The organism is Pseudoalteromonas sp. MIP2626 (assembly GCF_013414205.1).
Classification (GTDB): Bacteria; Pseudomonadota; Gammaproteobacteria; order Enterobacterales; family Alteromonadaceae; genus Pseudoalteromonas; species Pseudoalteromonas nigrifaciens.
This window is the reverse complement of sequence record NZ_JAATTW010000019.1, coordinates 26,714-51,933: the sequence shown is the minus strand read 5'-3', so window position 1 is coordinate 51,933 and position 25,220 is coordinate 26,714. Positions and strand designations below refer to the sequence as shown.

General features: G+C 39.9%; 24 protein-coding genes. 5 read left to right on the top strand and 19 right to left on the bottom strand.

Going from position 1 to position 25,220, the window contains the following annotated elements; all coding sequences use genetic code 11:
* Positions 1-231 precede the first annotated feature (231 nt).
* From HC000_RS09995 to rpmH, 19 genes are all read right to left on the bottom strand, one after another.
* Positions 232-654 (bottom strand): F0F1 ATP synthase subunit epsilon, encoded by a 423-nt coding sequence (locus HC000_RS09995; protein WP_011329625.1) that lies wholly within the window; start codon positions 652-654, stop codon positions 232-234.
* Positions 655-668: 14 nt separating this feature from the next.
* The gene (atpD, locus tag HC000_RS09990) at positions 669-2,054 is read right to left on the bottom strand and encodes a F0F1 ATP synthase subunit beta (protein WP_011329626.1); all 1,386 of its coding nucleotides are present in this window, start codon (positions 2,052-2,054) and stop codon (positions 669-671) included.
* A 33-nt stretch (positions 2,055-2,087) separates the two neighbouring features.
* Positions 2,088-2,948 (bottom strand): F0F1 ATP synthase subunit gamma, encoded by an 861-nt coding sequence (gene atpG, locus HC000_RS09985; protein WP_011329627.1) that lies wholly within the window; start codon positions 2,946-2,948, stop codon positions 2,088-2,090.
* 60 nt (positions 2,949-3,008) lie between these two features.
* Positions 3,009-4,550 carry a F0F1 ATP synthase subunit alpha gene (gene atpA / locus HC000_RS09980; protein WP_011329628.1) on the bottom strand — a complete coding sequence of 514 codons (1,542 nt, stop codon included), beginning with the start codon at positions 4,548-4,550 and terminating at the stop codon, positions 3,009-3,011.
* A 14-nt stretch (positions 4,551-4,564) separates the two neighbouring features.
* Complete coding sequence (atpH, locus tag HC000_RS09975) at positions 4,565-5,098, bottom strand: F0F1 ATP synthase subunit delta (protein ID WP_011329629.1); 534 nt, start codon at positions 5,096-5,098, stop codon at positions 4,565-4,567.
* Positions 5,099-5,114: 16 nt separating this feature from the next.
* Positions 5,115-5,585 carry a F0F1 ATP synthase subunit B gene (gene atpF, locus HC000_RS09970; protein WP_011329630.1) on the bottom strand — a complete coding sequence of 157 codons (471 nt, stop codon included), beginning with the start codon at positions 5,583-5,585 and terminating at the stop codon, positions 5,115-5,117.
* A gap of 41 nt (positions 5,586-5,626) precedes the next feature.
* Positions 5,627-5,860 (bottom strand): F0F1 ATP synthase subunit C, encoded by a 234-nt coding sequence (gene atpE, locus HC000_RS09965; RefSeq protein ID WP_011329631.1) that lies wholly within the window; start codon positions 5,858-5,860, stop codon positions 5,627-5,629.
* A 59-nt stretch (positions 5,861-5,919) separates the two neighbouring features.
* A complete protein-coding gene (gene atpB / locus HC000_RS09960; protein WP_011329632.1) occupies positions 5,920-6,777 on the bottom strand; it encodes a F0F1 ATP synthase subunit A in 858 nt (285 codons plus the stop codon).
* 14 nt (positions 6,778-6,791) lie between these two features.
* The gene (locus HC000_RS09955) at positions 6,792-7,172 is read right to left on the bottom strand and encodes an ATP synthase subunit I (RefSeq protein WP_011329633.1); all 381 of its coding nucleotides are present in this window, start codon (positions 7,170-7,172) and stop codon (positions 6,792-6,794) included.
* Positions 7,173-7,314: 142 nt separating this feature from the next.
* Positions 7,315-8,241: a ParB/RepB/Spo0J family partition protein gene (locus HC000_RS09950; protein ID WP_086996472.1), complete on the bottom strand. Its 927-nt coding sequence runs from the start codon at positions 8,239-8,241 to the stop codon at positions 7,315-7,317.
* A gap of 20 nt (positions 8,242-8,261) precedes the next feature.
* Positions 8,262-9,047: a ParA family protein gene (locus HC000_RS09945; protein WP_011329635.1), complete on the bottom strand. Its 786-nt coding sequence runs from the start codon at positions 9,045-9,047 to the stop codon at positions 8,262-8,264.
* Positions 9,048-9,061: 14 nt separating this feature from the next.
* Positions 9,062-9,682, bottom strand: coding sequence for a 16S rRNA (guanine(527)-N(7))-methyltransferase RsmG (rsmG, locus tag HC000_RS09940; RefSeq protein ID WP_011329636.1), 621 nt, complete (start codon positions 9,680-9,682; stop codon positions 9,062-9,064).
* Between the two features lie 15 nt (positions 9,683-9,697).
* Positions 9,698-11,587 carry a tRNA uridine-5-carboxymethylaminomethyl(34) synthesis enzyme MnmG gene (gene mnmG / locus HC000_RS09935; protein ID WP_011329637.1) on the bottom strand — a complete coding sequence of 630 codons (1,890 nt, stop codon included), beginning with the start codon at positions 11,585-11,587 and terminating at the stop codon, positions 9,698-9,700.
* A gap of 426 nt (positions 11,588-12,013) precedes the next feature.
* On the bottom strand, positions 12,014-12,463 hold the full coding sequence (mioC, locus tag HC000_RS09930) for an FMN-binding protein MioC (RefSeq protein ID WP_179807568.1): 450 nt from the start codon (positions 12,461-12,463) through the stop codon (positions 12,014-12,016).
* Between the two features lie 1,035 nt (positions 12,464-13,498).
* Positions 13,499-14,863 (bottom strand): tRNA uridine-5-carboxymethylaminomethyl(34) synthesis GTPase MnmE, encoded by a 1,365-nt coding sequence (gene mnmE / locus HC000_RS09925; RefSeq protein ID WP_086996465.1) that lies wholly within the window; start codon positions 14,861-14,863, stop codon positions 13,499-13,501.
* A gap of 135 nt (positions 14,864-14,998) precedes the next feature.
* Entirely contained in the window at positions 14,999-16,633 is a 1,635-nt protein-coding gene (gene yidC, locus HC000_RS09920) for a membrane protein insertase YidC (protein ID WP_011329640.1), read from the bottom strand.
* A gap of 8 nt (positions 16,634-16,641) precedes the next feature.
* Positions 16,642-16,917: a membrane protein insertion efficiency factor YidD gene (gene yidD / locus HC000_RS09915; RefSeq protein WP_011329641.1), complete on the bottom strand. Its 276-nt coding sequence runs from the start codon at positions 16,915-16,917 to the stop codon at positions 16,642-16,644.
* A 128-nt stretch (positions 16,918-17,045) separates the two neighbouring features.
* Positions 17,046-17,468, bottom strand: coding sequence for a ribonuclease P protein component (gene rnpA / locus HC000_RS09910; RefSeq protein WP_011329643.1), 423 nt, complete (start codon positions 17,466-17,468; stop codon positions 17,046-17,048).
* A gap of 7 nt (positions 17,469-17,475) precedes the next feature.
* A complete protein-coding gene (gene rpmH, locus HC000_RS09905; RefSeq protein WP_004335215.1) occupies positions 17,476-17,610 on the bottom strand; it encodes a 50S ribosomal protein L34 in 135 nt (44 codons plus the stop codon).
* 517 nt (positions 17,611-18,127) lie between these two features.
* Here rpmH and dnaA point away from each other — a divergent pair.
* From dnaA to glyQ, 5 genes are all read left to right on the top strand, one after another.
* Complete coding sequence (gene dnaA / locus HC000_RS09900; protein WP_041454303.1) at positions 18,128-19,510, top strand: chromosomal replication initiator protein DnaA; 1,383 nt, start codon at positions 18,128-18,130, stop codon at positions 19,508-19,510.
* A gap of 13 nt (positions 19,511-19,523) precedes the next feature.
* Positions 19,524-20,627, top strand: a complete 1,104-nt coding sequence (dnaN, locus tag HC000_RS09895) for a DNA polymerase III subunit beta (RefSeq protein ID WP_011326734.1) — start codon at positions 19,524-19,526, stop codon at positions 20,625-20,627.
* 15 nt (positions 20,628-20,642) lie between these two features.
* Complete coding sequence (gene recF / locus HC000_RS09890) at positions 20,643-21,737, top strand: DNA replication/repair protein RecF (RefSeq protein WP_011326735.1); 1,095 nt, start codon at positions 20,643-20,645, stop codon at positions 21,735-21,737.
* A gap of 12 nt (positions 21,738-21,749) precedes the next feature.
* Positions 21,750-24,176 (top strand): DNA topoisomerase (ATP-hydrolyzing) subunit B, encoded by a 2,427-nt coding sequence (gyrB, locus tag HC000_RS09885; RefSeq protein ID WP_011326736.1) that lies wholly within the window; start codon positions 21,750-21,752, stop codon positions 24,174-24,176.
* Positions 24,177-24,316: 140 nt separating this feature from the next.
* The gene (gene glyQ, locus HC000_RS09880; RefSeq protein ID WP_011326737.1) at positions 24,317-25,219 is read left to right on the top strand and encodes a glycine--tRNA ligase subunit alpha; all 903 of its coding nucleotides are present in this window, start codon (positions 24,317-24,319) and stop codon (positions 25,217-25,219) included.
* Position 25,220: the final 1 nt, after the last annotated feature.

The window sequence follows — 25,220 nt, the reverse complement described above, 5'->3', positions numbered from 1 at the left end:
AAATCACATCATGTGCAAATACTCAGTAGCTTAATTACTGACTACTGAATCTTGGCTGAAACACTCAGACACTTCAATGGCGTTATTGTAACGGGGATTAGTGATGGATATAAGTAACAAGGGATAAATAGTGAGCACAAAAAGTAAATTTATAATTTTTATAACATTGCTGATTTATATTACAGGCACAAAAAAGCCCACGTTATGTGGGCTTTTAAAAACCAGATAGGCTTACTTTTTACGTAATTGCTGAATAATGCGTAGCTGAGCAATTGCTTCAGCTAGTTGCACTGCGGCTTGATTATAATCAAGTTCAGCAGATGCACCTTTCGCCATTTGAGCTTCAGCGTCACGTTTAGCAGCTTCTGCAGCTTGCTCGTCAAGGTCTTCACCACGAACAGCTGTATCAGCAAGAACAGTCACTAGATTAGGTTGTACTTCTAATGTACCGCCAGCAATGTAGATGAACTCTTCTTCACCAAATTGCTTAACTAAACGTACCATACCAGGTTTAAGGGCAGTAAGTAGTGGAGCGTGACCAGCATTAACGCCTAACTCACCTTCACTACCAGTAACTTGAATCGATTCAACACGGCCAGAGAACAAACTCTGCTCTGCGCTTACTACATCAAGATGTACAGTCATAGCTGCCATACTCCCCTCCTAAGTTACATGCTTTTGGCTTTTTCTTGAGCTTCTTCGATAGAGCCAACCATGTAGAACGCTTGCTCTGGCATGTCATCAAATTCACCGTTTAAGATGCCTTTAAAGCCAGAAATTGTATCTTTTAGTGATACGTATTTACCAGACGCGCCTGTAAACACCTCTGCCACGAAGAATGGCTGAGATAGGAAACGTTGGATTTTACGTGCACGAGATACAAGTTGCTTATCTTCGTCAGAAAGCTCGTCCATACCTAGGATTGCAATGATGTCTTTAAGTTCTTTATAACGCTGAAGAACTGTTTGAACGCCACGTGCTGTATCGTAGTGCTCTTGACCAATTACTTGTGGGTCAAGTTGACGTGAAGATGAATCAAGTGGGTCTACCGCTGGGTAGATACCAAGTGACGCGATATCACGCGAAAGTACTACAGTTGCGTCTAAGTGAGCAAAGGTAGTTGCTGGAGATGGATCCGTTAAATCATCCGCAGGTACGTATACCGCTTGGATTGAAGTGATTGAACCCGTCTTAGTAGAAGCAATACGCTCTTGTAACACACCCATTTCTTCAGCAAGTGTAGGCTGGTAGCCTACCGCTGATGGCATACGACCAAGAAGAGCAGATACTTCTGTACCAGCAAGTGTGTAACGGTAGATGTTATCTACGAAGAAAAGTACATCGCGACCTTCGTCACGGAACTTTTCAGCCATAGTAAGACCTGTTAACGCTACGCGTAAACGGTTACCTGGAGGCTCGTTCATCTGACCGTATACAAGCGATACTTTATCAAGTACGTTTGAATCGTTCATCTCATGGTAGAAATCGTTACCTTCACGTGTACGCTCACCAACACCGGCGAATACTGAGTAGCCGCTGTGCTCGATTGCGATGTTACGGATAAGTTCCATCATGTTTACGGTTTTACCAACACCGGCACCACCGAATAAACCAACTTTACCACCTTTAGCGAATGGACATACAAGGTCGATAACCTTGATACCAGTTTCTAAAAGCTCAACTGAACTTGATTGCTCTTCGTAAGTAGGCGCTGCACGGTGAATAGACATACGGTCTTCTTCGCCGATTGGGCCAGCTTCATCGATTGGCTCACCAAGTACGTTCATGATACGACCAAGTGTTGCTTTACCAACTGGAACTTGAATCGACTCACCTGTATTCATTACCGAAGCACCACGACGCAAACCGTCTGTAGTACCCATAGCGATAGTACGTACCACACCGCCACCTAACTGTTGTTGAACTTCTAGAGTCAACCCAGTTAAATCGCCATCTGTTACTCTTAGCGCGTCATATACGGCTGGCACGTTGTTTTGTGGAAATTCAATATCCACAACGGCACCGATAATTTGGACGACCTTACCTAAACTCATGTCTATTCCTCTCGTTAATCTTTGCCTGAAGCATTAAACTGCTGCTGAACCAGAACAAATCTCACTAATTTCTTGTGTGATTGCTGCTTGGCGAGCTTTGTTATAAATAAGCTGTAACTCATCCATAAGGTCGCCGGCATTGTCTGTTGCAGCTTTCATTGCAACCATGCGGGCAGCCTGCTCAGATGCAGCATTTTCAACTACACCTTGGTATACTTGAGACTCAACAAACCGTACTAACAACGCTTCTAAAATAGCGTCTGGGTTTGGCTCATACAAGTAATCCCATGTGTGGGCAGATACTTCTTCTTCAGCTTTTGGCAAAGGGAGTAACTGATCTACTGTTGGCTCTTGCTTCATGGTATTTACAAACTTGTTGTATACCAAGAATAAACGGTCAATTTTACCTTCAGAGAATGCATCAAGCATTACTTTTACAGGACCAATTATATCCTGAATTGAAGGTTTATCTCCTAAGCCTGCTTTTTTAGCAAGGACTTGACCACCAAAGCGTTGGAAGAAACCAGCAGCTTTACTGCCTAAAGTTGCAAACTCTGCGCTTACACCTTTTTCTTTCCATGCTTTAATATCTAGTGCAACTTTTTTAAACTCATTTGAGTTTAAACCGCCACACAGACCACGGTCTGTAGAGATAACAATATAACCAACTCGTTTTACTTCACGCTCTTCTAAAAAAGGGTGGGTAAAATCAAGATTTGCCTGAGCAACACGACCAATCACTGTGCGTAATTTTGCAGCGTATGGACGGCTTGTAGCAACGCGTTCTTGCGCCCTTTTCATTTTAGACGCAGCAACCATTTCCATTGCGCTAGTGATCTTTTGAGTATTTTTAATACTACCGATCTTGCTTTTAATCTCTTTTCCGCTGGCCATGACTCTCTCTCCGAATCAAGGTGTGCTTTAGTTTCCTAAAGCGCACCATTAATAACTATATTACCAAGTTTGCGTAGACTTGAACTTCGTTAGAAGTTCTTTAAGTTGCGCTTCGATCTCGGCGTTGTAGTTACCAGTTTCATTGATTTGAGCCACAAGCTCTGCGTATGTGCTATTTGCATACGAAAGTAAAGCCGCTTCAAAATCCATGATCTTAGCGATCTCGATATCTTGAAGGAAACCTTTTTCAGCAGCAAATAACGACAAAGACATTTCAGCAACAGACATTGGCGCGTACTGTTTCTGCTTCATTAGCTCTGTTACACGCTCACCATGCTCAAGTTGAGCACGAGTTGCATCATCAAGGTCAGACGCGAACTGCGAGAACGCAGCTAATTCACGGTACTGAGCTAGGGCTAGACGAATACCGCCACCTAGTTTCTTAACGATTTTAGTTTGTGCAGCACCACCAACACGCGATACCGAAATACCAGCGTTTACTGCCGGACGGATACCTGAGTTGAATAGGTCAGTTTCTAAGAAAATTTGACCATCGGTGATAGAGATAACGTTAGTCGGTACGAACGCAGAAACGTCGCCGCCTTGAGTTTCAATGATTGGCAATGCCGTCAATGAACCAGTTGTACCTTTCACTTCACCATTAGTGAACTTTTCAACGTATTCAGCGTTTACACGCGAAGCACGTTCTAAAAGACGAGAGTGAAGATAGAATACGTCACCTGGGTATGCTTCACGACCTGGTGGGCGCTTAAGTAGTAATGAAATTTGACGATAAGCAACTGCTTGCTTAGACAAATCATCATATACGATTAAAGCGTTTTCACCGCGGTCACGGAAGTATTCACCCATAGTACAGCCCGCGAACGGTGCTAAGTACTGAAGTGCCGCTGATTCAGAAGCAGATGCAACAACTACGATAGTATTTGCTAATGCACCGTGCTCTTCTAATTTGCGAACTACGTTAGCAATAGTAGATGCTTTTTGACCAATCGCAACGTACACACACTTAACGCCTGTGCCTTTTTGATTGATGATTGCATCGATTGCTAGTGCAGTTTTACCTGTTTGGCGGTCACCAATGATAAGTTCACGTTGACCACGACCAACTGGAATCATCGCATCGATAGATTTATAACCAGTTTGTACTGGCTCATCTACAGATTTACGCTCGATTACACCTGGTGCAATTTTTTCTACAGGTTCAAACCCGTCATTATCTAGCGCGCCTTTACCATCGATCGGAGCACCTAGTGTGTTAACAACACGACCAAGTAGACCAGGACCAACAGGCACTTCTAAAATACGACCAGTTGTATATACTTTTACGCCTTCAGTAAGATCCGCGTACGGACCCATTACTACTGCACCAATTGAGTCGCGCTCAAGGTTTAGTGCGATAGCATAACGGTTGCCTGGAAGCTCAATCATCTCACCTTGCATACAGTCAGCTAGACCGTGGATGCGGATGATACCGTCTGTAACAGATACAATAGTACCTTCGTTACGAGCTTCACTTACAACTTCGAACTGCTCAATACGTTGTTTGATCAGATCTGAAATTTCAGTGGAATTAAGTTGCATGCTCTTTTTCCCAATTACGATTGTAGTGTTGTGGCTAAGCGGTTTAATTTACCGCGAATAGAGCCGTCGATTACAGTGTCACCCGCCTTAATAATAAGGCCTCCAACTACTGCTGCGTCTTCACTACAATTCAGCTTAACTTTGCGTGCGAAACGTTTTTCAAGTGCCGCTACCAATGACTCTTGTTGCGCTGCAACAAGAGGGGTTGCCGAAATCACATCAACGTCGATTTCTTTGTCGTATTCTGCTTTAAATTTAGCAAATAACTGTGCAACTGCTGGTAGTGCGATCAAACGTCCATTTTCAGCCATCACCTTAACTAGGTTCTGACCTTGTTCGTTGAGCTGCTCAGCACAAATTTGAATAAATAATTCAGCTTGTGTAGTAGCAGTAGGCATACCCGCTAGAAGCGCAGATGCTTTTTCATTGCTAGCAACGTGGCCAGCAAAAAATAACATCTCGTTCCAACTTTCAATAGTGCCTTTTTCAACGGCAAGTTCAAAAGCCGCTTTAGCGTATGGGCGAGCGATAGTAGTCAATTCAGACATGCTCATACCCTCCTAGTTACAGCTCAGCGACAAGTTTTTCAACGATGTCACTATGTGCAGCTTGATTAATTTCACGCTCTAAAATTCTCTGTGCGCCAACCACTGCCAGAGTTGCTACTTGCTTACGTAGCTCTTCTGTCACACGGTTACGCTCTGATTCAATTTCAGAGTGCCCTTGAGCAATGATTTTTTCACGCTCTTGTTGACCACGAACTGTCTCTTCGTCAACAATTAGCACAGCACGCTTTTTAGCTTGGTCTATGATATCAGCCGCTTGAACTTTGGCATCTTTAAGCTGTTCTGCAGCTTTCTTTTGCGCTAGTTCTAAGTCTTTTTCGGCTCTATCAGAGGCAGCTAAACCATCTTCGATTTTTTTCTGGCGAGCTTCAATTGCACCGTTTAGTGGTGGCCATACGAACTTCATACAAAAAAGTACGAACACCGTAAACGCAATCAATTCACCGATAAGAGTGGCGTTTAAATTCACAACCGCTCCTCCTTAAATAGTAAGCTGTTCAAAAAATAAAATTAAAGTACGAACAACAATACCATAGCGATACCAACACCAATCATTGCTACAGCATCGATTAGACCAGCAAGGATAAACATTTTAACTTGTAGCGAAGGTGCAAGCTCAGGTTGACGCGCACATGCTTCAAGGAATTTACCGCCCATGTTACCAAAACCAACTGCTGTACCGATTGCACCGAAGCCAATTAGTAAAGCTACTGCGATGTACTTAAGACCTAATACTAGTTCCATTTTTTTCTCCAAAGTTTCAATTGTAATTAAAGTTAAATATTAAAGGTAAAGATTATAAATTAGTGATTATCTGAACTTGCCATGCTTAGGTAAACAATGGTCAGCATCATAAATAAGAATGCTTGCAGTGTAATAACTAAGATATGGAATACTGCCCATACAAAGTGCAGTGGTAACTGCATAAAACCAATTGCGCCAATCAAGATGAAAATCAATTCACCTGCATACAAGTTACCAAATAAACGTAGTGCTAACGAAAATGGCTTAGAAACCAATGCGATAAGCTCAAGTAACAAGTTGAAAGGAATCAATAAAATTTGCACAAACACGTTATTAGAGCTAAACGGGTGAAGCGTTAGTTCTTTAATAAAGCCGCCAATGCCTTTGATTTTTATTGCAAAACCAACCATTAAAATAAATACACCCAGCGCAAGTGCAGAGGTCATATTAATATCGGTAGTCGGTACAATTTTCATGTACACGTCGTGTGAGTCCATACCGAATGCTGTTTCACCAACGAAACCTGCAAATGATGGTAAAAAGTCAACCGGGATTAAGTCCATTAAGTTCATTAAGAACACCCAAACGAATATCGTTAGGGCTAATGGCGCAATAAGCTTACTTTTACCGTGGAAGGTATCGCGTACGTTGTCGCCAACGAACTCAACGATAATTTCAATAAAACACTGAAATTTTCCTGGTACACCAAGTGTTGATTTTTTTGCGGCACTACGGAAGATCCATAAAAATATTAGACCTAATCCGATAGACCATGCGAGGGTATCCACATGCCATGTCCAGAATCCACTATCCGCACATGCTTTATTGAAGGCTAAACCGGCATCGGTCGAACACATCTTCGCATTGGTCAAGTGGTGCTGAATATGGCTAGATAGAGTAACTTCTTCTGCAGCCATGTTATATCCCAAAGTTAATGTTTAAAAAAAACGGGTGCAAACAATCCAGTAAACAACACCAACACATAAGCACTAAAAAAAGGCAGTAACACTACCGGGTAAAGCTTTAGTATTAGCGCGAACAATATGATTGTTAGCATAAATTTTAGTCCGTTGCCGCGTTTTAACGAGGCATACGCTTGATTTGCTTTACTCGCACCCATATATCTGAATGCGTAGAGGGCAAATACTAAGTGGGGGAGTACTGCTACGGTGCCTCCAGCAAATGCTGATAGCCCGGCATTTATTCCCCAACCTAAAAAAATAATTACTGTAGTAACTAACGCTACTACTCCCTGCAGAAGAATTAATTTCAATGCGGCAAGCCTATACGGTCTTGCTAACTTATTCGTCACGTTTAGTTAACCTTAATGGCGTTCTAATTGTCAGGGTATGAAAACTGGCGAAATTATACTTAATCCTGCCAGTTTTGCAACTTGAGTAGCTGTATTGTGGTGTAAAATAACGACAATTGTCTCATTTTAGACATGTTATTTATTAATGCTGGGAATAGTCTTGGTTGATACGGTTTAAAATGCCATCTAATTCATCAAGGTTTGTGTAAGAAATAACCAACTTACCTTTGCCTTTTTTGTTATAGTTTATTTCTACTTTGGCACCTATGTTTTCAGCGAGTTGTTGCTCTAACTGTTTAACATCTGGATCTTTTTCTGTTGCTTCTTTAGCGGCTACAGGCTCTAAAATTGAACGTACAAGCTTTTCGGTTTCTCGCACTGTAAGTGCTTTAGCCACAGCTAAACGCGCCGCATCAGATTGCGTATCTCCCTCAAGCGCTAATAAACAACGAGCGTGGCCCATTTCAATATCGCCGTGTTCTAACAATGTTTTTACGTCATTATTTAAATTATTTAAACGCAATAAATTAGTCACTGTAGTACGAGATTTACCAACGGCATCGGCTACTTGTTGATGCGTTAATTCAAACTCATTTAGTAAACGGTTTAAAGCAACCGCTTCTTCCATGGCATTTAAATCTTCACGCTGAATATTTTCTATTAAAGCAATAGCAACCGCAGCTTCATCGGGTACATCTTTAATAATACAAGGTACAGTATCAAGCTTAGCAATTTGCGCTGCACGCCAACGACGTTCACCGGCAATAATTTCATAGCTATTTTGAGCAATAGGGCGCACTACAATTGGCTGAATAATGCCTTGCGCACGAATTGAACTAGCTAACTCTTCTAATGCTTCTTCCGACATATCTTTACGCGGTTGATATTTACCCGAGTGTAAAAATTCGATCGGTAATTTTTGTAATTCGCTTTGTTGAGATTGCGTTACATTGTGCATAATGTCAGTTGTATTTGACGAATTTTGCTCATTGCTACTTGTTGGTGCAGGTTTTGATGAACTTAACAGCGCATCGAGTCCTCGGCCTAAACCTCTTTTTTTAGCAGACATATTATTTTTTTACCTCAAAGTTAGGCGACAACTGGCGTTGTTTTTTCTTTTCTGCGTAACATTTCACCAGCCAGTGCTAAATATGCTTTAGCACCACTTGATGCCCGGTCATAATACATCGCTGGTGCACCAAAACTTGGTGCCTCGGCTAAGCGAACATTACGCGGGATCACTGTGCGGTAAACTTTATCGCCAAAATGTTGTTTTAATTGTTCTGATACATCATTAGCTAATCGATTACGCGGATCGTACATAGTACGAAGTATGCCTTCAATTTGTAGCTTAGGATTAACTAACTTGGCAAGTTGCGTAATGGTGTCCATTAATGCGGTTAAACCTTCTAACGCATAATATTCACATTGCATAGGGACTAAAATAGAGTCGGCTGCAGCCATGGCATTTACTGTTAACATATTTAAAGAAGGAGGGCAGTCAATAAAAATGAATTCATATTGGTCTTGAATTTTTTCCAGCGCATTACGCAAACGTACTTCGCGGGCAAATAATTCCATTAATTTTACTTCTGCAGCGGTTACATCACCATTTGCAGCAATCATATGATATTCACCAGAGGTTTCTTTAATTATAACCTCTTCAATTGGCTTGTTTTCTATCAGCAAATCGTAAATAGTTGGCACGTCGCCATACTTATCTACGCCACTACCCATAGTGGCATTACCTTGCGGATCGAGATCAATTAACAACACTTTTCGTTTTGTTGCAGCCATAGATGCAGCGAGGTTAACAGCGGTTGTAGTTTTACCTACACCACCTTTTTGATTTGCTAATGCGATGACTTTTGCCACAGTGTCTCTGATCCCTAGTCTTTAGAAAGAATAATTAAATGTCGTTGTGCATCTAAATTAGGTACTTCTAATGCAATTTTTTGCTCAAACTTAACGCCAGTCGGTAATGACTCTAGCTCTTCGCTAGGGAACACACCTTTAAGGGCAATAAATTTTCCTGAATGATCAATTAAGTGTCCACACCAGTCAACCATATCTTGCAATGAAGCAAATGCGCGACTGAGTACACCATCTAATTTAACACTTGGCTGATATTCTTCAACTCTTGACTGCACCGGAGTGACGTTATCAAGTCCTAGCTCATGTTTAACATGCATTAAAAAACGTACACGTTTACCTAAACTATCAAGTAACACAAAATGAGTGTTAGGTAATGCAATCGCTAATACAATACCAGGTAAGCCAGGGCCAGTTCCTACATCAATATAATGATGACCGGGTAAATGAGGTGCAACAACTAAGCTGTCCATTATGTGCTTAACCATCATTTCTTCAGGTAAGCGTACTGAGGTTAAATTATAAGCTTTGTTCCACTTAGTTAATAACTCAACGTAACGAACCAGCTGTTGCTGTTGTTTTTCGGTTAGCGCAATATTAGTTTGCGCTAACAATGTAGTTAATTGTTGCTGTAACACTAGGTACCCTCGCCGTTATGCAGATTTGCGTAACAAGCCTTGCTTCTTCAGATACACCAATAATAACGAAATCGCCGCTGGGGTGATACCAGAAATACGCGAAGCTTGACCAATAGTGTCTGGACGAGCATCAATCAGCTTAGCAACAACCTCATTTGATAAACCCGATACGGTTTTATAATCAAACTCTTTTGGTAAAATTGTTTGCTCATGGCGTAACTGTTTATTGATCTCATCTTGCTGGCGCACAATATAACCAGCGTACTTTGTATGGATCTCAACTTGTTCAAGCGCGGCTTGATTAGTAAATTCAGATCCTAAGCCGTCAATAGCCATTAGATCGTTATAACGAATTTCAGGACGACGTAATAATTCCTCTAAACTAGCTTCACGCGTTAATGGCGTTTTTAGCAATGCATTAACTTGATCTATCATAGTATGATCTTTGTGGATCCAGGTATCTTTAATACGCTGTTTCTCTTTAGCGATCACTTCCATTTTTTCGTTATATGCCTGCCAACGTTCGTCATTCACTAAGCCTAATTCGCGGCCTTTTTCAGTTAAACGAATATCGGCATTATCTTCACGTAATAATAAACGGTATTCAGCACGGCTAGTAAACATACGATAAGGTTCTTTCGTTCCCAAAGTAGTTAAGTCGTCAATAAGTACACCCACATAAGCTTCGTCACGACGTGGAGTCCAAGACTCTTTACCCTGAACTTTTAAAGCAGCATTCATACCTGCAATTAAACCTTGAGCACCCGCTTCTTCATAACCGGTAGTACCATTTATTTGGCCCGCAAAAAATAAGCCATCAATAAATTTAGTTTCTAATGAACGTTTTAAATCGCGCGGATCAAAAAAGTCATATTCAATAGCATAACCAGGACGACAAATATGAGCATTTTCAAAGCCAGTAATAGATTGCACAATTTCAATTTGCACATCAAACGGTAAACTGGTCGAAATACCATTTGGGTATAACTCATATGATGTTAAACCTTCTGGCTCAACAAAAATTTGATGTTTATCTTTATCAGCAAAACGAACAATTTTATCTTCAATAGAAGGGCAGTAGCGCGGGCCTATGCCTTCAATAACACCACCATACATTGGCGAGCGATGTAAGTTTTTACGAATAACATCATGGGTCTTTTCATTAGTAAAGGTGATGTAACACGGTATTTGTTGTGGGTGATCACTTGGTTTACCCATAAATGAAAATACCGGTATAGGCGTATCACCTGCTTGTTCTTGCATTTTACTAAAATCAACAGTACGGGCATCAATACGTGGTGGAGTACCGGTTTTTAAACGATCCACTCTAAAAGGTAATTCACGTAAACGATCAGCCAATGCAATTGAAGGAGGATCGCCTGCACGACCACCTTTAAAGTTTTCTAAACCTATATGTATTTGGCCACCTAAAAAAGTACCTACGGTTAGCACAACACTTGGAGCACTAAAACGTAAACCCATTTGGGTAACCACACCAGTAACACGATCGTTTTCAACAATAAGATCATCACACGATTGTTGAAAAATCTTTAAGTTATCTTGGTTTTGCAATGTTGTTTGAATTGCCGCTTTGTACAAAGCGCGATCAGCCTGTGCTCGGGTTGCACGAACGGCTGGGCCTTTTGAAGAATTAAGTGTGCGAAATTGGATCCCGCCTTTGTCAATGGCCTGTGCCATTGCACCACCTAGAGCGTCAATTTCTTTAACTAAGTGACCTTTGCCAATGCCACCAATTGCTGGGTTACATGACATTTGACCAAGGGTATCCATATTGTGAGTTAGCAGCAGGGTATTCATCCCCATACGTGCGGCTGCCAATGCGGCTTCAGTGCCAGCATGTCCACCACCTACTACGATAACGTCAAAATTTTCGTGAAAAATCATTAATGGGATCCTACTTAAATCAAACCAGTAAACTTCAAAAGGGAGCGTATTCTACCTAGAATTTAGCAGAAGATAAATGATTAACAGCGGTCAAGATCTAAGTGTGTGATCTCTAATAATATAAAGGATCTTTTAAAAAGATCTTTTATTACTATTACTACTACTGAAGCACTTTTCTGTTGATAAGGTTTAGATCTTTATTTAAAACATGCGATTAGATCAGATCTAAAGTTGTGAACATGATCGGATCATCCAGCGAATAAGCTCTGATCAAAAAGGCACTTTATGCACAGGGCAATATCAACCGGATCTTATCCAATGGATAAGCATAGCTATAAATGCAGTTTAATCAGTGTTTATCCACAAAAACTATTAAATTATTAGTAAATTGTGGGTAACTTTAATTTGGTTTTTTAGCTTGATCTATTAATTTAAGCCTGTTTTAGCTAGCCAAGAGTCAAGCCAGGCCAGTGCAGTATCCTCTGGTAGCGCTTCATCAAGAATATTAAGATCTAAGCGTTCGGCTACTCTAAGTGCACCTTTTTGTGCTAATAACTCATCTATATTGCGCCCAGCAAGGTTATAAGTATCGTAACTGGTATCGCCTAAACCAATGACTGAGTATTTTATATTAGATAAATCATCAGCTTGTATTAAATCGTCAATAAAGCTAATCAGATTTTCAGGGTAATCCCCTGCACCATAAGTGGATGTACATATTAACCAAATAGTATTTTGCTGATCTATATCGTTAAATGCTGGCTGTTCATGTAGTTGCGTACTAATACCTTGAGCATTAAGTTGATCAGCTAATTGTTCTGCAACATATTCAGCGGATCCCATTTGGCTGCCAATAATAATATTTACTGCACTCATTAATTTTTGTGATCACATGGCTTTTAATTGCCGCTTATAATAACTGAGTTTGTATAACAGTAAAGTTAAGAGTGCTTTTTTGTATAACTATTTTAGCTGTAATTTTAGCCTTGGTTATTTATAACGACTCAAGTTGTTGATTAAATAGGGTTTAACAAATAATCTTTAAATGTAATCTTCTGATCAAGTTGTTGGTAACAGTGGGGAAAGCTCTGTTTAAAGCCACTTTTTTATTTATGATTGATCGCTAAGTTATTGATTTAAAGAATATGAAAATGCTTAAATAGAGCTTATTAAGCAATAATATATACCCTGATCATAATGTGGATAGAATGCCTGTTGATAAGTGCTATTTAGATCATAAAATAAATTTAAATGAGATCAAATAAAGCTGATCTTTTTATTAAATGAGTCAATTAACAGTAAATAGTTAGTTTTAATGGCGGATCTAGGATATTTACTTAGTTAAATACGGAAATTTAAGTCTCTATAAAAGGTAATAAAGGCTAATTGTGGATAACTGATCTGAGATTATTTATTTTTTCAGCGCAGATCATCATTAATTTTAGCTAACTTGGCCGACCAAAAATATAATTCATGCTTACTTGGTGTTGTGTTGCTCTACTCAATTTTATAAATATGCGTAATTTAGAGTCAATAAAAGCCTAAAATAGGCTCCTATATTGAATGAATTATAAACATATATTGCAGTTCTTAAGCTTAATTAAGGCTATTTTAATAGGAAGTATTACCATAATAGCCACCGTAAAATTGATCCACTGCAGTTAAAATAGCAGTCTGTTTTGTAAAAAACAGACTGCGTTAATGCTATAAATTAGCCGTTTTATAGCTATTAAAGTGGCATTATTTTTAGTTAATAACGACATTACTCTAACAAATAAAGACTGGCCAGCTCTTATCAGGCATTAATATTAGCGCAATAAAGCTGTTTTTAGGGAGGAAATAGGTAGTGAAAGCAGGGGATTTTGACAATAAAAAAGAGCCTCTAGGGCTCTTTAAAATATATTAGGCAACTTATTTACCAATACAAAACGAGCTAAATATTTTTCCAAGTAGGTCATCTGAGGTGAATTCACCGGTAATTTCGTTTAGATATTGCTGGGTTAAACGCAATTCTTCGGCGAGTATTTCGCCCGCTATATGCATTTCTAACTGAGCTTTACCTGTATCTAAGTGGTACGCTGCATGCTCAAGCGCATCAAGGTGGCGACGACGTGCCATAAAGCCGCCTTCTGTTGCACCATCAAAACCAATACAGGCTTTTAAATGCTCGCGAACCAGCTCAATACCGTCGGCATTTTTAGCACTTAAACTGATGACCGGGTATTGCTGATTTTGCTCCATACCAACAACATCGCCCGATAAATCGGCTTTATTTCTAATCACTGTAACCCCTAATCCAACGGGTAATTTAGCCATAAATTCTGGCCAAATTTTATGGGGATCAGTATCAATAGTGTCGGTTCCATCAAGCATAAACAGCACTCGGTCGGCTTGGTTTATTTCATCCCATGCGCGCTCAATACCTATTTGTTCTACTAAATCAGGGCTTTCACGCAGACCTGCTGTGTCTATAATATGCAGTGGCATGCCATCTATATGTATATGTTCACGTAGTACGTCACGTGTAGTGCCGGCAATTTCGGTTACAATAGCGGCTTCTCGCCCAGCAAGGGCATTTAATAAGCTTGATTTACCCGCATTAGGGCGACCGGCAATAACAACCCGCATACCTTCGCGCATTATGCTGCCTTGCTTAGCTTGATCGGTTACCGTATTGAGCTGGGCAATAATGGCATCTAAATCGCCAGAAACTTTACCGTCAGATAAAAAATCGATTTCTTCATCGGGAAAATCAATTGCGGCTTCTACGTACATACGCAAGTGAATTACTTTTTCTACAAGTGTTTCTATGTGCTTAGAAAATTCACCTTGGAGAGACTGTAGGGCACTTTTAGCGGCTTGCTCTGAGGTTGCATTAATTAAATCGGCGATGGCTTCTGCTTGTGTTAAATCAAGCTTGTCATTCATAAATGCACGTTCAGAAAACTCCCCAGGCTTTGCTAAACGAACGCCCTCTATTTTACTAATTTCTTTAAGTAACATATCCAGTACTACAGGACCGCCGTGGCCTTGTAGTTCAAGTACATCTTCACCAGTGAATGAGTTAGGGCCGGCAAAGTAAATGGCAATACCTTGATCAAGTTGCTCGCCAGCAAGGCTTTTAAATGGCACATAATCGGCGTAGCGAACTTTAGGTATTTTACCTACTACTTTTTCGGCAACACTTTTAGCAAGGCTGCCTGAAACGCGAATAATACCAACACCACCACGTCCGGGGGCTGTTGCTTGTGCTGCAATTGTGTCTTGATTGATCATGCTATTAATTTGCCAACAATGAGTAACTTTATGGCGGTATTGTAACCTATGGATTTATTTGTAGCGAATAGCTGTAGTGAAAAACAGGTAATAAAAAAGGCGACCGAAGTCGCCTTTATATAAGTAGGAGCTTAATTAGCCTCTTACTTTAATACCTTTCTTTTCCATGCCGCGGTAGATGATGAGCATCTGGACAATAGAAATAAGGTTAGACACTAACCAGTAAAGAACTAAACCAGATGGGAACCATAAGAAGAACACAGAGAAGATAACCGGCATAAAGGTCATCATTTTTTGCTGCATTGGATCGGTAACCGTCATAGGCTGTAATTTTTGCGTAATAAACATACTGGCGCCAAATAAGATTGGTAACACGTAGTATGGGTCTTTCGCAGAAAGGTCAGTTAGCCAAAAAATAAATTCAGCGTGGCGAAGTTCTGTTGATTCTAAGAACACGTAGAACAAGGCTAAGAAAATAGGCATTTGTAGCAAAATAGGGAAACAGCCACCCATAGGGTTCACTTTTTCTTTTTTGTACATTTCCATTGTGGCTTGGCCGAATTTTTGACGGTCGTCACCAAATTTTTCTTTAAGCGCTGCCATTTTAGGCTGAAGGGCACGCATTTTAGCCATTGAAGTATATTGCGCTTTAGTCAGTGGGTACATTAACGACTTAACGATAATAGTAATGGCAATAATAGCCACACCCCAGTTACCTAAAATACTGTGTAACCACTTTAACAATACAAATAAAGGTTGTGAGATAAACCATAACCAACCGTAATCTACGGTTAAATCTAAATCTGGGTGAATAGCTTCAAGTACATCAGACTCTTTAGGGCCCATATAATAAGTCGCAGTAAGTGTTTGCTCACTACCAGCTTGAATATTAACCGCTTCGTCTTTAACACCAATGATGGCAGCATTACTCTTAGTAATTAAACTATAAAGTGTATTTGACTGATCCTGCATTGGAACCCAAGCACTTACAAAGTAATGTTGAATAAACGCAACATAGCCACCAAGTGTAATTTTATTTAGGTTTTTGTCAGCCATATCTGAAAAACTGTACTTTTCGTACGGGTCATCATCAGTACCGTATGCTGCACCTAAATAGTTTTGATCAACCATGCTGCCTTTGTCTTGTACAGTGCGCTTAACTTGTGTGTAAAGCTGTACTTGAAGTGGCGTGCTAGTGGTGTTGTTAATTGTGTATTCTAAAGCAACATCATATTGACCTTTTTTGAATACATAGGTTTTTGTAAAGTTAACACCATTACTATCAGTAAACTGTAGCGGCACTCTAAGCTCATCACCCGTTAAAGTGTATGACTTTTGCTCTACGTGGTAAGTTGGGCGACCTTGTGCAGAAGCATCAGGACCATTTAAGCCAATTAAACCACTTTGTGAAAAGTATTGTTTACCATCAAACTCACCAAGCAGCATATAAGGTGTTTCACTGCCTTTAGTTTCTTCATATTGAAGTAAGTAAGTTTCAACAATATCACCGCCTCGGGTATCAATTTTAACTTTGAAAACATCTGTTGTAATTTCAATTACAGAGCGTTTTGCTAAAGTTGCTGAGGCAGGTAACGCAGAGTCAGATGAAGTTGGTACATAATCTTCTGATTCTGATGATGTTGGGTTTAATGTTTGTGTGGTGGCACTCGGATCGGCTTTTGGCGTGTTGTAATCAGTATTCCATTCTTGAAATAATAAAAACGACACCAGCATCAGGCCAATGAATAAAAACGTGCGTTGCGATTCCATAACAGCTCTTATTTCTCGTGTTGGTGGTTAATATGGGTTAATTTTTCAGGAACGGGGTCGTTCCCACCTGAATGTAAAGGATGGCATTTTAATATGCGTTTAACTGCTAACCAACTGCCTTTTACTGATCCATGCAAATTAATTGCTTGAATAGCGTAACTAGAGCATGTTGGATTAAAACGACAATGCGGACCTAATAGCGGGCTAATCCACTTTTGATAACCGCGGATAAATAAAACTAAACAATACGTTGGCAAAGCAACAAGTGGTTTAAGTAACCTCATGATATATATGCTCCTACGTAAGTTTAGTAAATAGATACCATGTATTTAAAGACTCAATATGAGATTTCAAATGCATGATTAAAAGGTGAGCTAAAGATACCTTAATTAACCCTGTAATTCTATTGCTATTAGGTCTGTTTATTTGATTTAACTGATTTATTAGGGCGCTTTTTAAAAGGTGGTGGTTTGGGCGCACCCGGTTTGCAGCGCTCATTAATTTTACGCCACAACTTGGTCAGTTGTTTGGTTAATTCTTCATTAGACTGCTCATCAATACCACTTTTAACCATAAGCACAATATCTATATTGTCGATGTTGTGTTTATTTAAACGAAAGCATTCGCGAGCTAAACGTTTAATACGGTTACGTTGACATGCCTTTTTAACTCGTTTTTTAGCAACAGTAAGTCCTAACCGAGGTTGATCTTGGTCATTAGGTTTAGCTAAAAGAGTAAAGAAAGGAGTTGCAGCCCGGGCGGGTTCATTAAATATGCGAGAGTAATGCGAGGGAGTTAACAGACGTAACTCCCTGCCAAAGTTAAAGTCTTCCACTTATAAATTAAGCAGAAAGAACTTTACGGCCTTTAGCGCGGCGACGAGCTAATACTTTACGGCCATTTACAGTTGCCATGCGAGCACGGAAACCGTGAGCACGTTTGCGTTTTAAAACGCTTGGTTGAAAAGTTCTTTTCATAACAATCTCTTCCGATCGGTTAAAGTTAAAACATCCTATGCAGGTCGCGATCCTGGCACAGGTGCCATTGCGAGCGCGAGATATTATAGATGAAGTGTATTAAAGTCAATCATAATTACGCACTACCCTTAGAGTATACCAGCTATTTAATGTAGATCATAAAGAGTGATCTATTAGGATCATCATTAATAAGAAGTTTTCCACAGCCCCTGTATAAAAAGTGAATAAAAGCAGGGGAAAACTAAATTAGATCGCAGATTTGTTTCGCGATCCAGAGCTAATTTTGTTATGATCTATGCTCAGGCTTTAAAATTAAACTTGTATTAAATCATTGTGTTAAGTGTTTTATACCGTGATATCAACAATTTTATAAAAATCAGTCTTTTACTTGTGGATAAAGTGTCTTCATAATAGCCGGTCTTGGGTCGCTTATTGGGCCATTTAAACGCATTACAGAGGTGATTTTTAATCATTAATGATGTGCGGGAATAAAAATTATATCTCTGGGAGTTTGACTGTGTATCTGTCGGTTTGGCAAAGTTGTTTATATGTATTGCAAGATGAATTGCCTTCGCAGCAGTTCAGTATGTGGGTGCGACCACTACAAGCAGAAAGTACCGAAGATACCTTGACGATTTATGCACCTAATCGCTTTGTACTAGATTGGGTAAGAGAAAAATACCTAAATAGAATTAATGAATTATTAGTAGAGATTTGTGGTGTTGAAGCTCCAGAGCTACGTTTTGATGTAGGCAGTAAGCCTTTATTAAATGCACAGCCTGTATCTGTTGCTGGAACGCAATCGGCGCCAACTACACAAGCCAAACAACAATCACGACAACCAAAACCTGTTGTAGAGCCAGCGCCAAAATCTGAATATAAATCGAATATAAAAGAAAATTATACCTTTGACAGTTTTGTTGAAGGTAAATCAAACCAGTTAGCAAAAGCAGCAGCAACACAAGTTGCAGATAATCCAGGTGCCGCTTTTAACCCTGTATTTATATACGGTGGTACAGGTTTAGGTAAAACGCATTTATTGCATGCTGTAGGTAATGGTATTTTGGCTAATAAGCCAGATGCAAAAATAGTTTATATGCATTCAGAGCGCTTTGTACAAGATATGGTAAAAGCACTGCAAAATAACGCGATTGAAGAATTTAAGCGTTACTATCGTAGTGTTGATGCGCTAATGATTGATGACATTCAATTTTTTGCTAACAAAGAGCGCTCACAAGAAGAGTTTTTTCATACCTTTAATGCGTTATTAGAAGGCAATCAGCAAATAATTTTAACCTCTGACCGTTATCCAAAAGAGATAGAAGGCGTTGAAGACAGACTTAAATCGCGTTTTGGTTGGGGTTTAACTATTGCAATTGAGCCTCCTGAGCTTGAAACACGCGTTGCTATATTGATGAAAAAAGCGCAGCAGAGTAAAATTAATTTACCGCACGAAGTCGCCTTTTTTATTGCTAAAAAATTACGATCTAATGTACGCGAACTAGAAGGTGCGCTTAATCGTGTTATTGCCAATGCTAACTTTACCGGTCGTCCTATATCTATCGACTTTGTAAAAGAAGCGCTACGCGATTTACTTGCCTTACAAGATAAGCTAGTTACCATAGATAACATACAGCGCACTGTGGCAGAGTATTACAGAATTCGTATTTCTGATCTGCTGTCTAAACGCCGTAGTCGCTCTATAGCAAGGCCTCGACAAGTTGCTATGGCATTATCTAAAGAGTTAACCAATCACAGTTTACCTGAGATTGGAGACGCCTTTGGTGGCCGCGATCATACAACTGTATTGCATGCGTGTCGTAAGGTTAAATCACTACGTGATGAAAGCCACGAAATTAAAGAAGATTACCAAAATTTAATAAGAACATTGTCATCTTAAGGCTGACTTTATTATGCAAATAACAATATCAAGACAACAGTTTTTAAAGCCATTAGTGCAAGTATCGGGCGCTATTGAGCGTAAGCATACATTGCCAATTTTATCTAACGTATTGTTAGCAGTAGAAAACGGGCAACTTTCAATGACAGGTACCGACCTTGAAATTGAACTCGTTGCAAGCGTGTTTGTAGGTGATGATATTGCCGATACTAAGTTAACATTACCGGCTAAAAAATTACTCGATATTTGTAAAAGCCTACCAGATGGTTCAGACCTAACGTTAAGCTTACAAGAGCATCAGTTATTACTAACCAGCGGTAAAAGTCGTTTTTCGTTAACGACCTTAGCCGCCGAAGACTTTCCTAATTTAGAACAGTGGGATGGCGAAGTTGAGTTTCAACTAACGCGTTTAGAGCTGCGAAAATTACTAGAAAGCACGCATTTTTCGATGGCGAATCAAGACGTACGTTACTATTTAAATGGTATGTCGTTTGAAGTAGACAATACTGACATTAAAACAGTGGCCACTGATGGACATCGCTTAGCTATTGCACAAAAGCAATTAAAGCAATCGCTTAATACGCAGCGTCAGCTAATTATACCTCGTAAAGGGGTGCAAGAAATTATGCGCCTTATGGTAGCCGACGAAGAACTAGTCACTATTCAGTTTGGTGCTAATCATATTCGTATTATCGATATAGAGTTTACCTTTACTAGTAAGTTAGTTGATGGACGCTTTCCTGATTACCGCCGTGTGTTACCTCGTGGTGGCGATAAAGTCATTACTGCTAATCGCGAATGGTTACGTAGTGCGTTTCAGCGAGTCTCTATTTTATCTAACGAAAAGTTTAGAGGTGTGCGTTTAAACTTATCCAATGGTTTGTTAAAAATCACTGCTAATAACCCTGAGCAAGAACAAGCTGAGGAAGTAGTAGAGGTTGGTTACGAAGGCGCCGACCTAGAAATAGGCTTTAACGTTTCTTATGTACTTGATGTATTAAACACATTAAAAACAGAAGATGTACTGTTTACATTGGCCGATTCAAACAGCAGCGCACTAATTGAAGGTGCAGGCGATGAAGAAGCAATGTACGTAGTTATGCCTATGCGTTTATAAGACTATAAGTACCCAATGAGCTTAAGTCATTTGAGCCTCAAATATTTTCGTAATATTGAGGCGCTGACGCTAGAACCAGTTAACGGCGTTAATATAATTTATGGTGAAAACGGCAGCGGAAAAACCAGCCTTTTAGAAGCTATTTATTACCTTTCACACGGCAAATCTTTTAGAACATCAAAGCATAAAAGTATTATTGCGCATCAGCAAGAGCAGTTTGTAATTCATGGCCGTAAAGCTATACACGACTTATCTATTCCTATTGGTATTAGTAAAACCCAAGCGGGCGAAACGAATTTAAAAATTCAAGGTAAGGCGAGCCGAAAAATATCAGAACTTGCACAGCTTATGCCGGTACAAATAATTACTCCAGAGAGTTACTCGTTATTTTTTGGTGGGCCTAAAGAGCGCAGAAAGTTTTTAGATTTAGGTTTGTTCCACGTGGAACATGAGTTTTTCTTTTTATGGCAATCGTTCAATAAAGTGTTAAAACAACGAAATGCGCTACTAAAAAGTAAGCCAAAGAATTATTTTGACCAAATTAAGTTTTGGGACAAAGAATTTGTTAGACTGGCTGAGCAAATAAATAAATTAAGAATGGCGTATATAAGTAGGTTTAAGCAGCAGTTTTTTGATAAAATGTGTGCAGAATTAACGCTAATACGCGATTTAGAAATAAGCTTTAATGCCGGCTGGAAAGAGAGCGAATCTCTTAGCGATGCATTAGAGTTAAACTTTGAGCGAGATGCTCGCCAAGGTTTTACTAGTAAAGGGCCTCATAAGGCTGATTTTAGTTTTAGTGTCGCTGGCAGTAGCGTTGAGAATATTTTCTCTCGTGGACAATTAAAGCTATTACTTTATGCGTTAAAAGTAACGCAAAATAGTTTAATTGAGTCAGAGACAGATAAGCAATCTATATTGCTAATAGATGATTTACCTTCAGAGTTAAGCGAAGATACAAAAGAGAAAGTGGGGCAACTATTAGCTCACTGCAGTTCTCAAATTTTTATATCTTCAATTTTGTCTGAAAGTATTTCTGCTGTGGTGGAACCCATGCAACGAGAACTGCAAATGTTCCACGTGAAACATGGCAACCTAATAACAAGATAAGTGGGATTAACCATGTCTGAGAATTATGACTCGTCGAGTATAAAAGTACTTAAAGGATTAGACGCAGTAAGAAAGCGTCCTGGAATGTATATAGGGGACACCGATGATGGCACGGGCTTACACCATATGGTGTTTGAGGTCGTCGATAACTCTATAGATGAAGCCTTAGCAGGTCATTGTGATGATATTTTTGTAACGATTCACTTAGATGGTTCGGTATCTGTACGAGATAACGGCCGTGGTATCCCAACTTCAATTCATGAAGAAGAAGGTGTATCTGCAGCCGAAGTAATCATGACGGTACTGCATGCCGGTGGTAAGTTTGATGATAACTCTTATAAAGTTTCAGGTGGCTTACACGGTGTTGGTGTATCGGTTGTTAACGCATTATCAGAAAAGCTTAAATTAACAATTCGCCGTGAAGGTAAACTTCATGAGCAAACATACTCTCATGGTGTACCAGATGCGCCATTAGCCGTAATTGGCGACGCAGACACAACTGGTACAGAGTTACGTTTTTGGCCAAGTGATCAAACATTTACTAACTTAGATTTTCATTACGACATTTTAGCTAAGCGCTTACGCGAGCTTTCATTTTTAAACTCTGGCGTAAGCATTATTTTAAATGATGAGCGTGAAGAGAATAAAAGTGATCACTTTAAATACGAAGGCGGTATCAGAGCGTTTGTAGAGTATTTAAACCGTAATAAAACACCTATACATAAAGGTGTATTCCACTTTACACATACGCGTGAAGAAGATGGTATTGTTGTTGAAGTGTCAATGCAGTGGAATGATGCTTATCAAGAAAACATATACTGTTTTACAAATAACATCCCACAACGTGATGGTGGTACTCACTTAGCCGGTTTTAGATCTGCGCTAACACGTACACTTAACAACTATATGGAAAAAGAAGGCTTTAACAAAAAAGCTAAAACAACCAGTAATGCAACGGGTGATGACGCTCGTGAAGGCTTAACTGCTGTTGTAAGTGTTAAAGTACCAGATCCTAAGTTTTCATCACAAACTAAAGACAAGCTAGTTTCGAGCGAAGTTAAGTCTGCGGTTGAACAAGCAATGGCTGAAAAATTCACTGAGTTTTTATTAGAACACCCAACAGATGCCAAAATTGTTGTAGGTAAGATAATAGATGCGTCACGTGCGCGTGAAGCTGCACGTAAAGCACGTGAAATGACACGTCGTAAAGGTGCAATGGACTTAGCCGGTTTACCTGGTAAGTTAGCCGATTGCCAAGAAAAAGATCCAGCACAATCAGAACTATACATAGTGGAAGGAGACTCTGCTGGCGGATCAGCCAAGCAGGGACGTAACCGTAAAAACCAAGCTATTCTTCCGCTTAAAGGTAAAATATTAAACGTTGAAAAAGCACGTTTTGATAAAATGCTTTCATCACAAGAAGTAGCAACACTCATTACGGCATTAGGTTGTGGTATTGGTCGTGATGAATATAATCCTGAAAAACTGCGCTATCACCGTATCATTATCATGACGGATGCTGACGTGGATGGTTCGCACATTCGTACCTTATTACTTACGTTCTTTTATCGCCAAATGCCTGAAATTGTTGAGCGCGGATATATTTATATTGCACAACCACCACTTTATAAAGTGAAAAAAGGTAAGCAAGAGCGTTATATTAAAGATGATCCAGCACTAGTTGAATACCTAACAACACTTGCTTTAAATAATGCAACTTTGTACACCAGTACAGATGCAAGCGGTATTGAAGGCGAAGCACTAGAAAAAATTGTTCACGATTATCAAAATACCGTTAAGGTAATTGAGCGTCTAAAACGTAAGTTTCCTAATACTGTAATGAACCGTCTTATTTACCAAAGTGAACTGAAAAAAGAAGATCTTTCAGATGAAGCTAAAGTAATAGCATGGACTAAAGAATTAGTTGATGACTTAATTGATCGTGATGAAGATGCTACTATTTTCCAAGCTGCAACAGAGCACGATACTGAGCGCAATTTATACTACCCAGTAGTGAAAATTCGTCAGCACGGTGTAGATAAAGCGCACGTACTTCATTATGATTTTATAGCTTCACGCGATTATCAGCGCATTGCTGTTACTGGTGTAAACATTGCAAATATCATTACCGAAGGCGCTTATATTCAACGCGGTGAGAAAACACAACCTGTTGATAACTTTGTGGATGCTTTAGAATGGCTAATTGCTGAATCTAAGCGTGGCCTCTATATACAGCGCTATAAAGGGTTGGGCGAAATGAACCCAAGTCAGCTGTGGGAAACTACAATGGATCCCGATGCACGTCGTATGCTACAAGTAACCGTTGAAGATGCAGTAGCTGCCGATCAGTTATTTGCAACGCTAATGGGTGACCAAGTAGAACCTCGTCGCGAGTTTATAGAACAGAACGCGCTACGCGTAGTTAACCTAGACGTATAATTAGTAATACTACTCACAAAAAAGGAGCCAATGGCTCCTTTTTTATTTTTTCAATTGCACAAACTGCTTAAAACCTGCGTGTGCACAAGGTATACTGAGGGTAATTTTCACGCTACTTCTCAGATAGTAAAAAGCCAAATATGCAAAAATATGACGTTAAAACCTTTCAAGGTTTGATCCTGGCTTTACAGGATTATTGGGCGCAGCAAGGCTGCGTTATTATTCAACCACTTGATATGGAAGTGGGAGCTGGGACATTCCACCCGCAAACATTTTTAAAATCGATTGGCCCAGAGCCAATGTCGAGTGCATACGTACAACCGTGTCGACGACCTACCGATGGCCGTTACGGCGAAAACCCAAACCGCTTACAGCATTATTACCAGTTTCAGGTTGTGCTAAAGCCTTCGCCAGATAATATTCAAGAGCTTTATTTAGGCTCTTTAGCGGCCGTAGGCATAGATACCTTAACAGACGAAGTGCGCTTTGTTGAAGACAACTGGGAATCACCTACCTTAGGTGCGTGGGGCCTAGGTTGGGAAATTTGGTTAAACGGCATGGAAGTAACCCAGTTTACCTACTTTCAACAAGTGGGCGGCATTGAGTGCTCACCGGTAACTGGCGAAATCACTTACGGCCTAGAGCGTTTAGCCATGTATATTCAGGGCGTAGACAGTATTTACGACCTAGTTTGGGCTGATGGCCCGCTTGGGCGAGTAACTTACGGCGATGTGTTTCATCAAAATGAAGTAGAACAATCTACTTATAACTTTGAGCACGCCAACGTAGAAGATCTATTTGCTCAGTTTGATAAATGTGAAGCAGAGAGCCAAAAGTTAATTGAAGCAAATTTACCGTTACCGGCTTATGAGCAAGTAATGAAGGCATCGCATGCATTTAACTTATTAGACGCGCGCCACGCAATTTCGGTAACCGAACGCCAACGTTACATACTACGCGTTCGTGCTTTATCAAAAGCGTGTGCACAAAGTTATTATGATAAACGTGAAGCGCTTGGTTTCCCGCTGTGTAAGGATAAGTAGG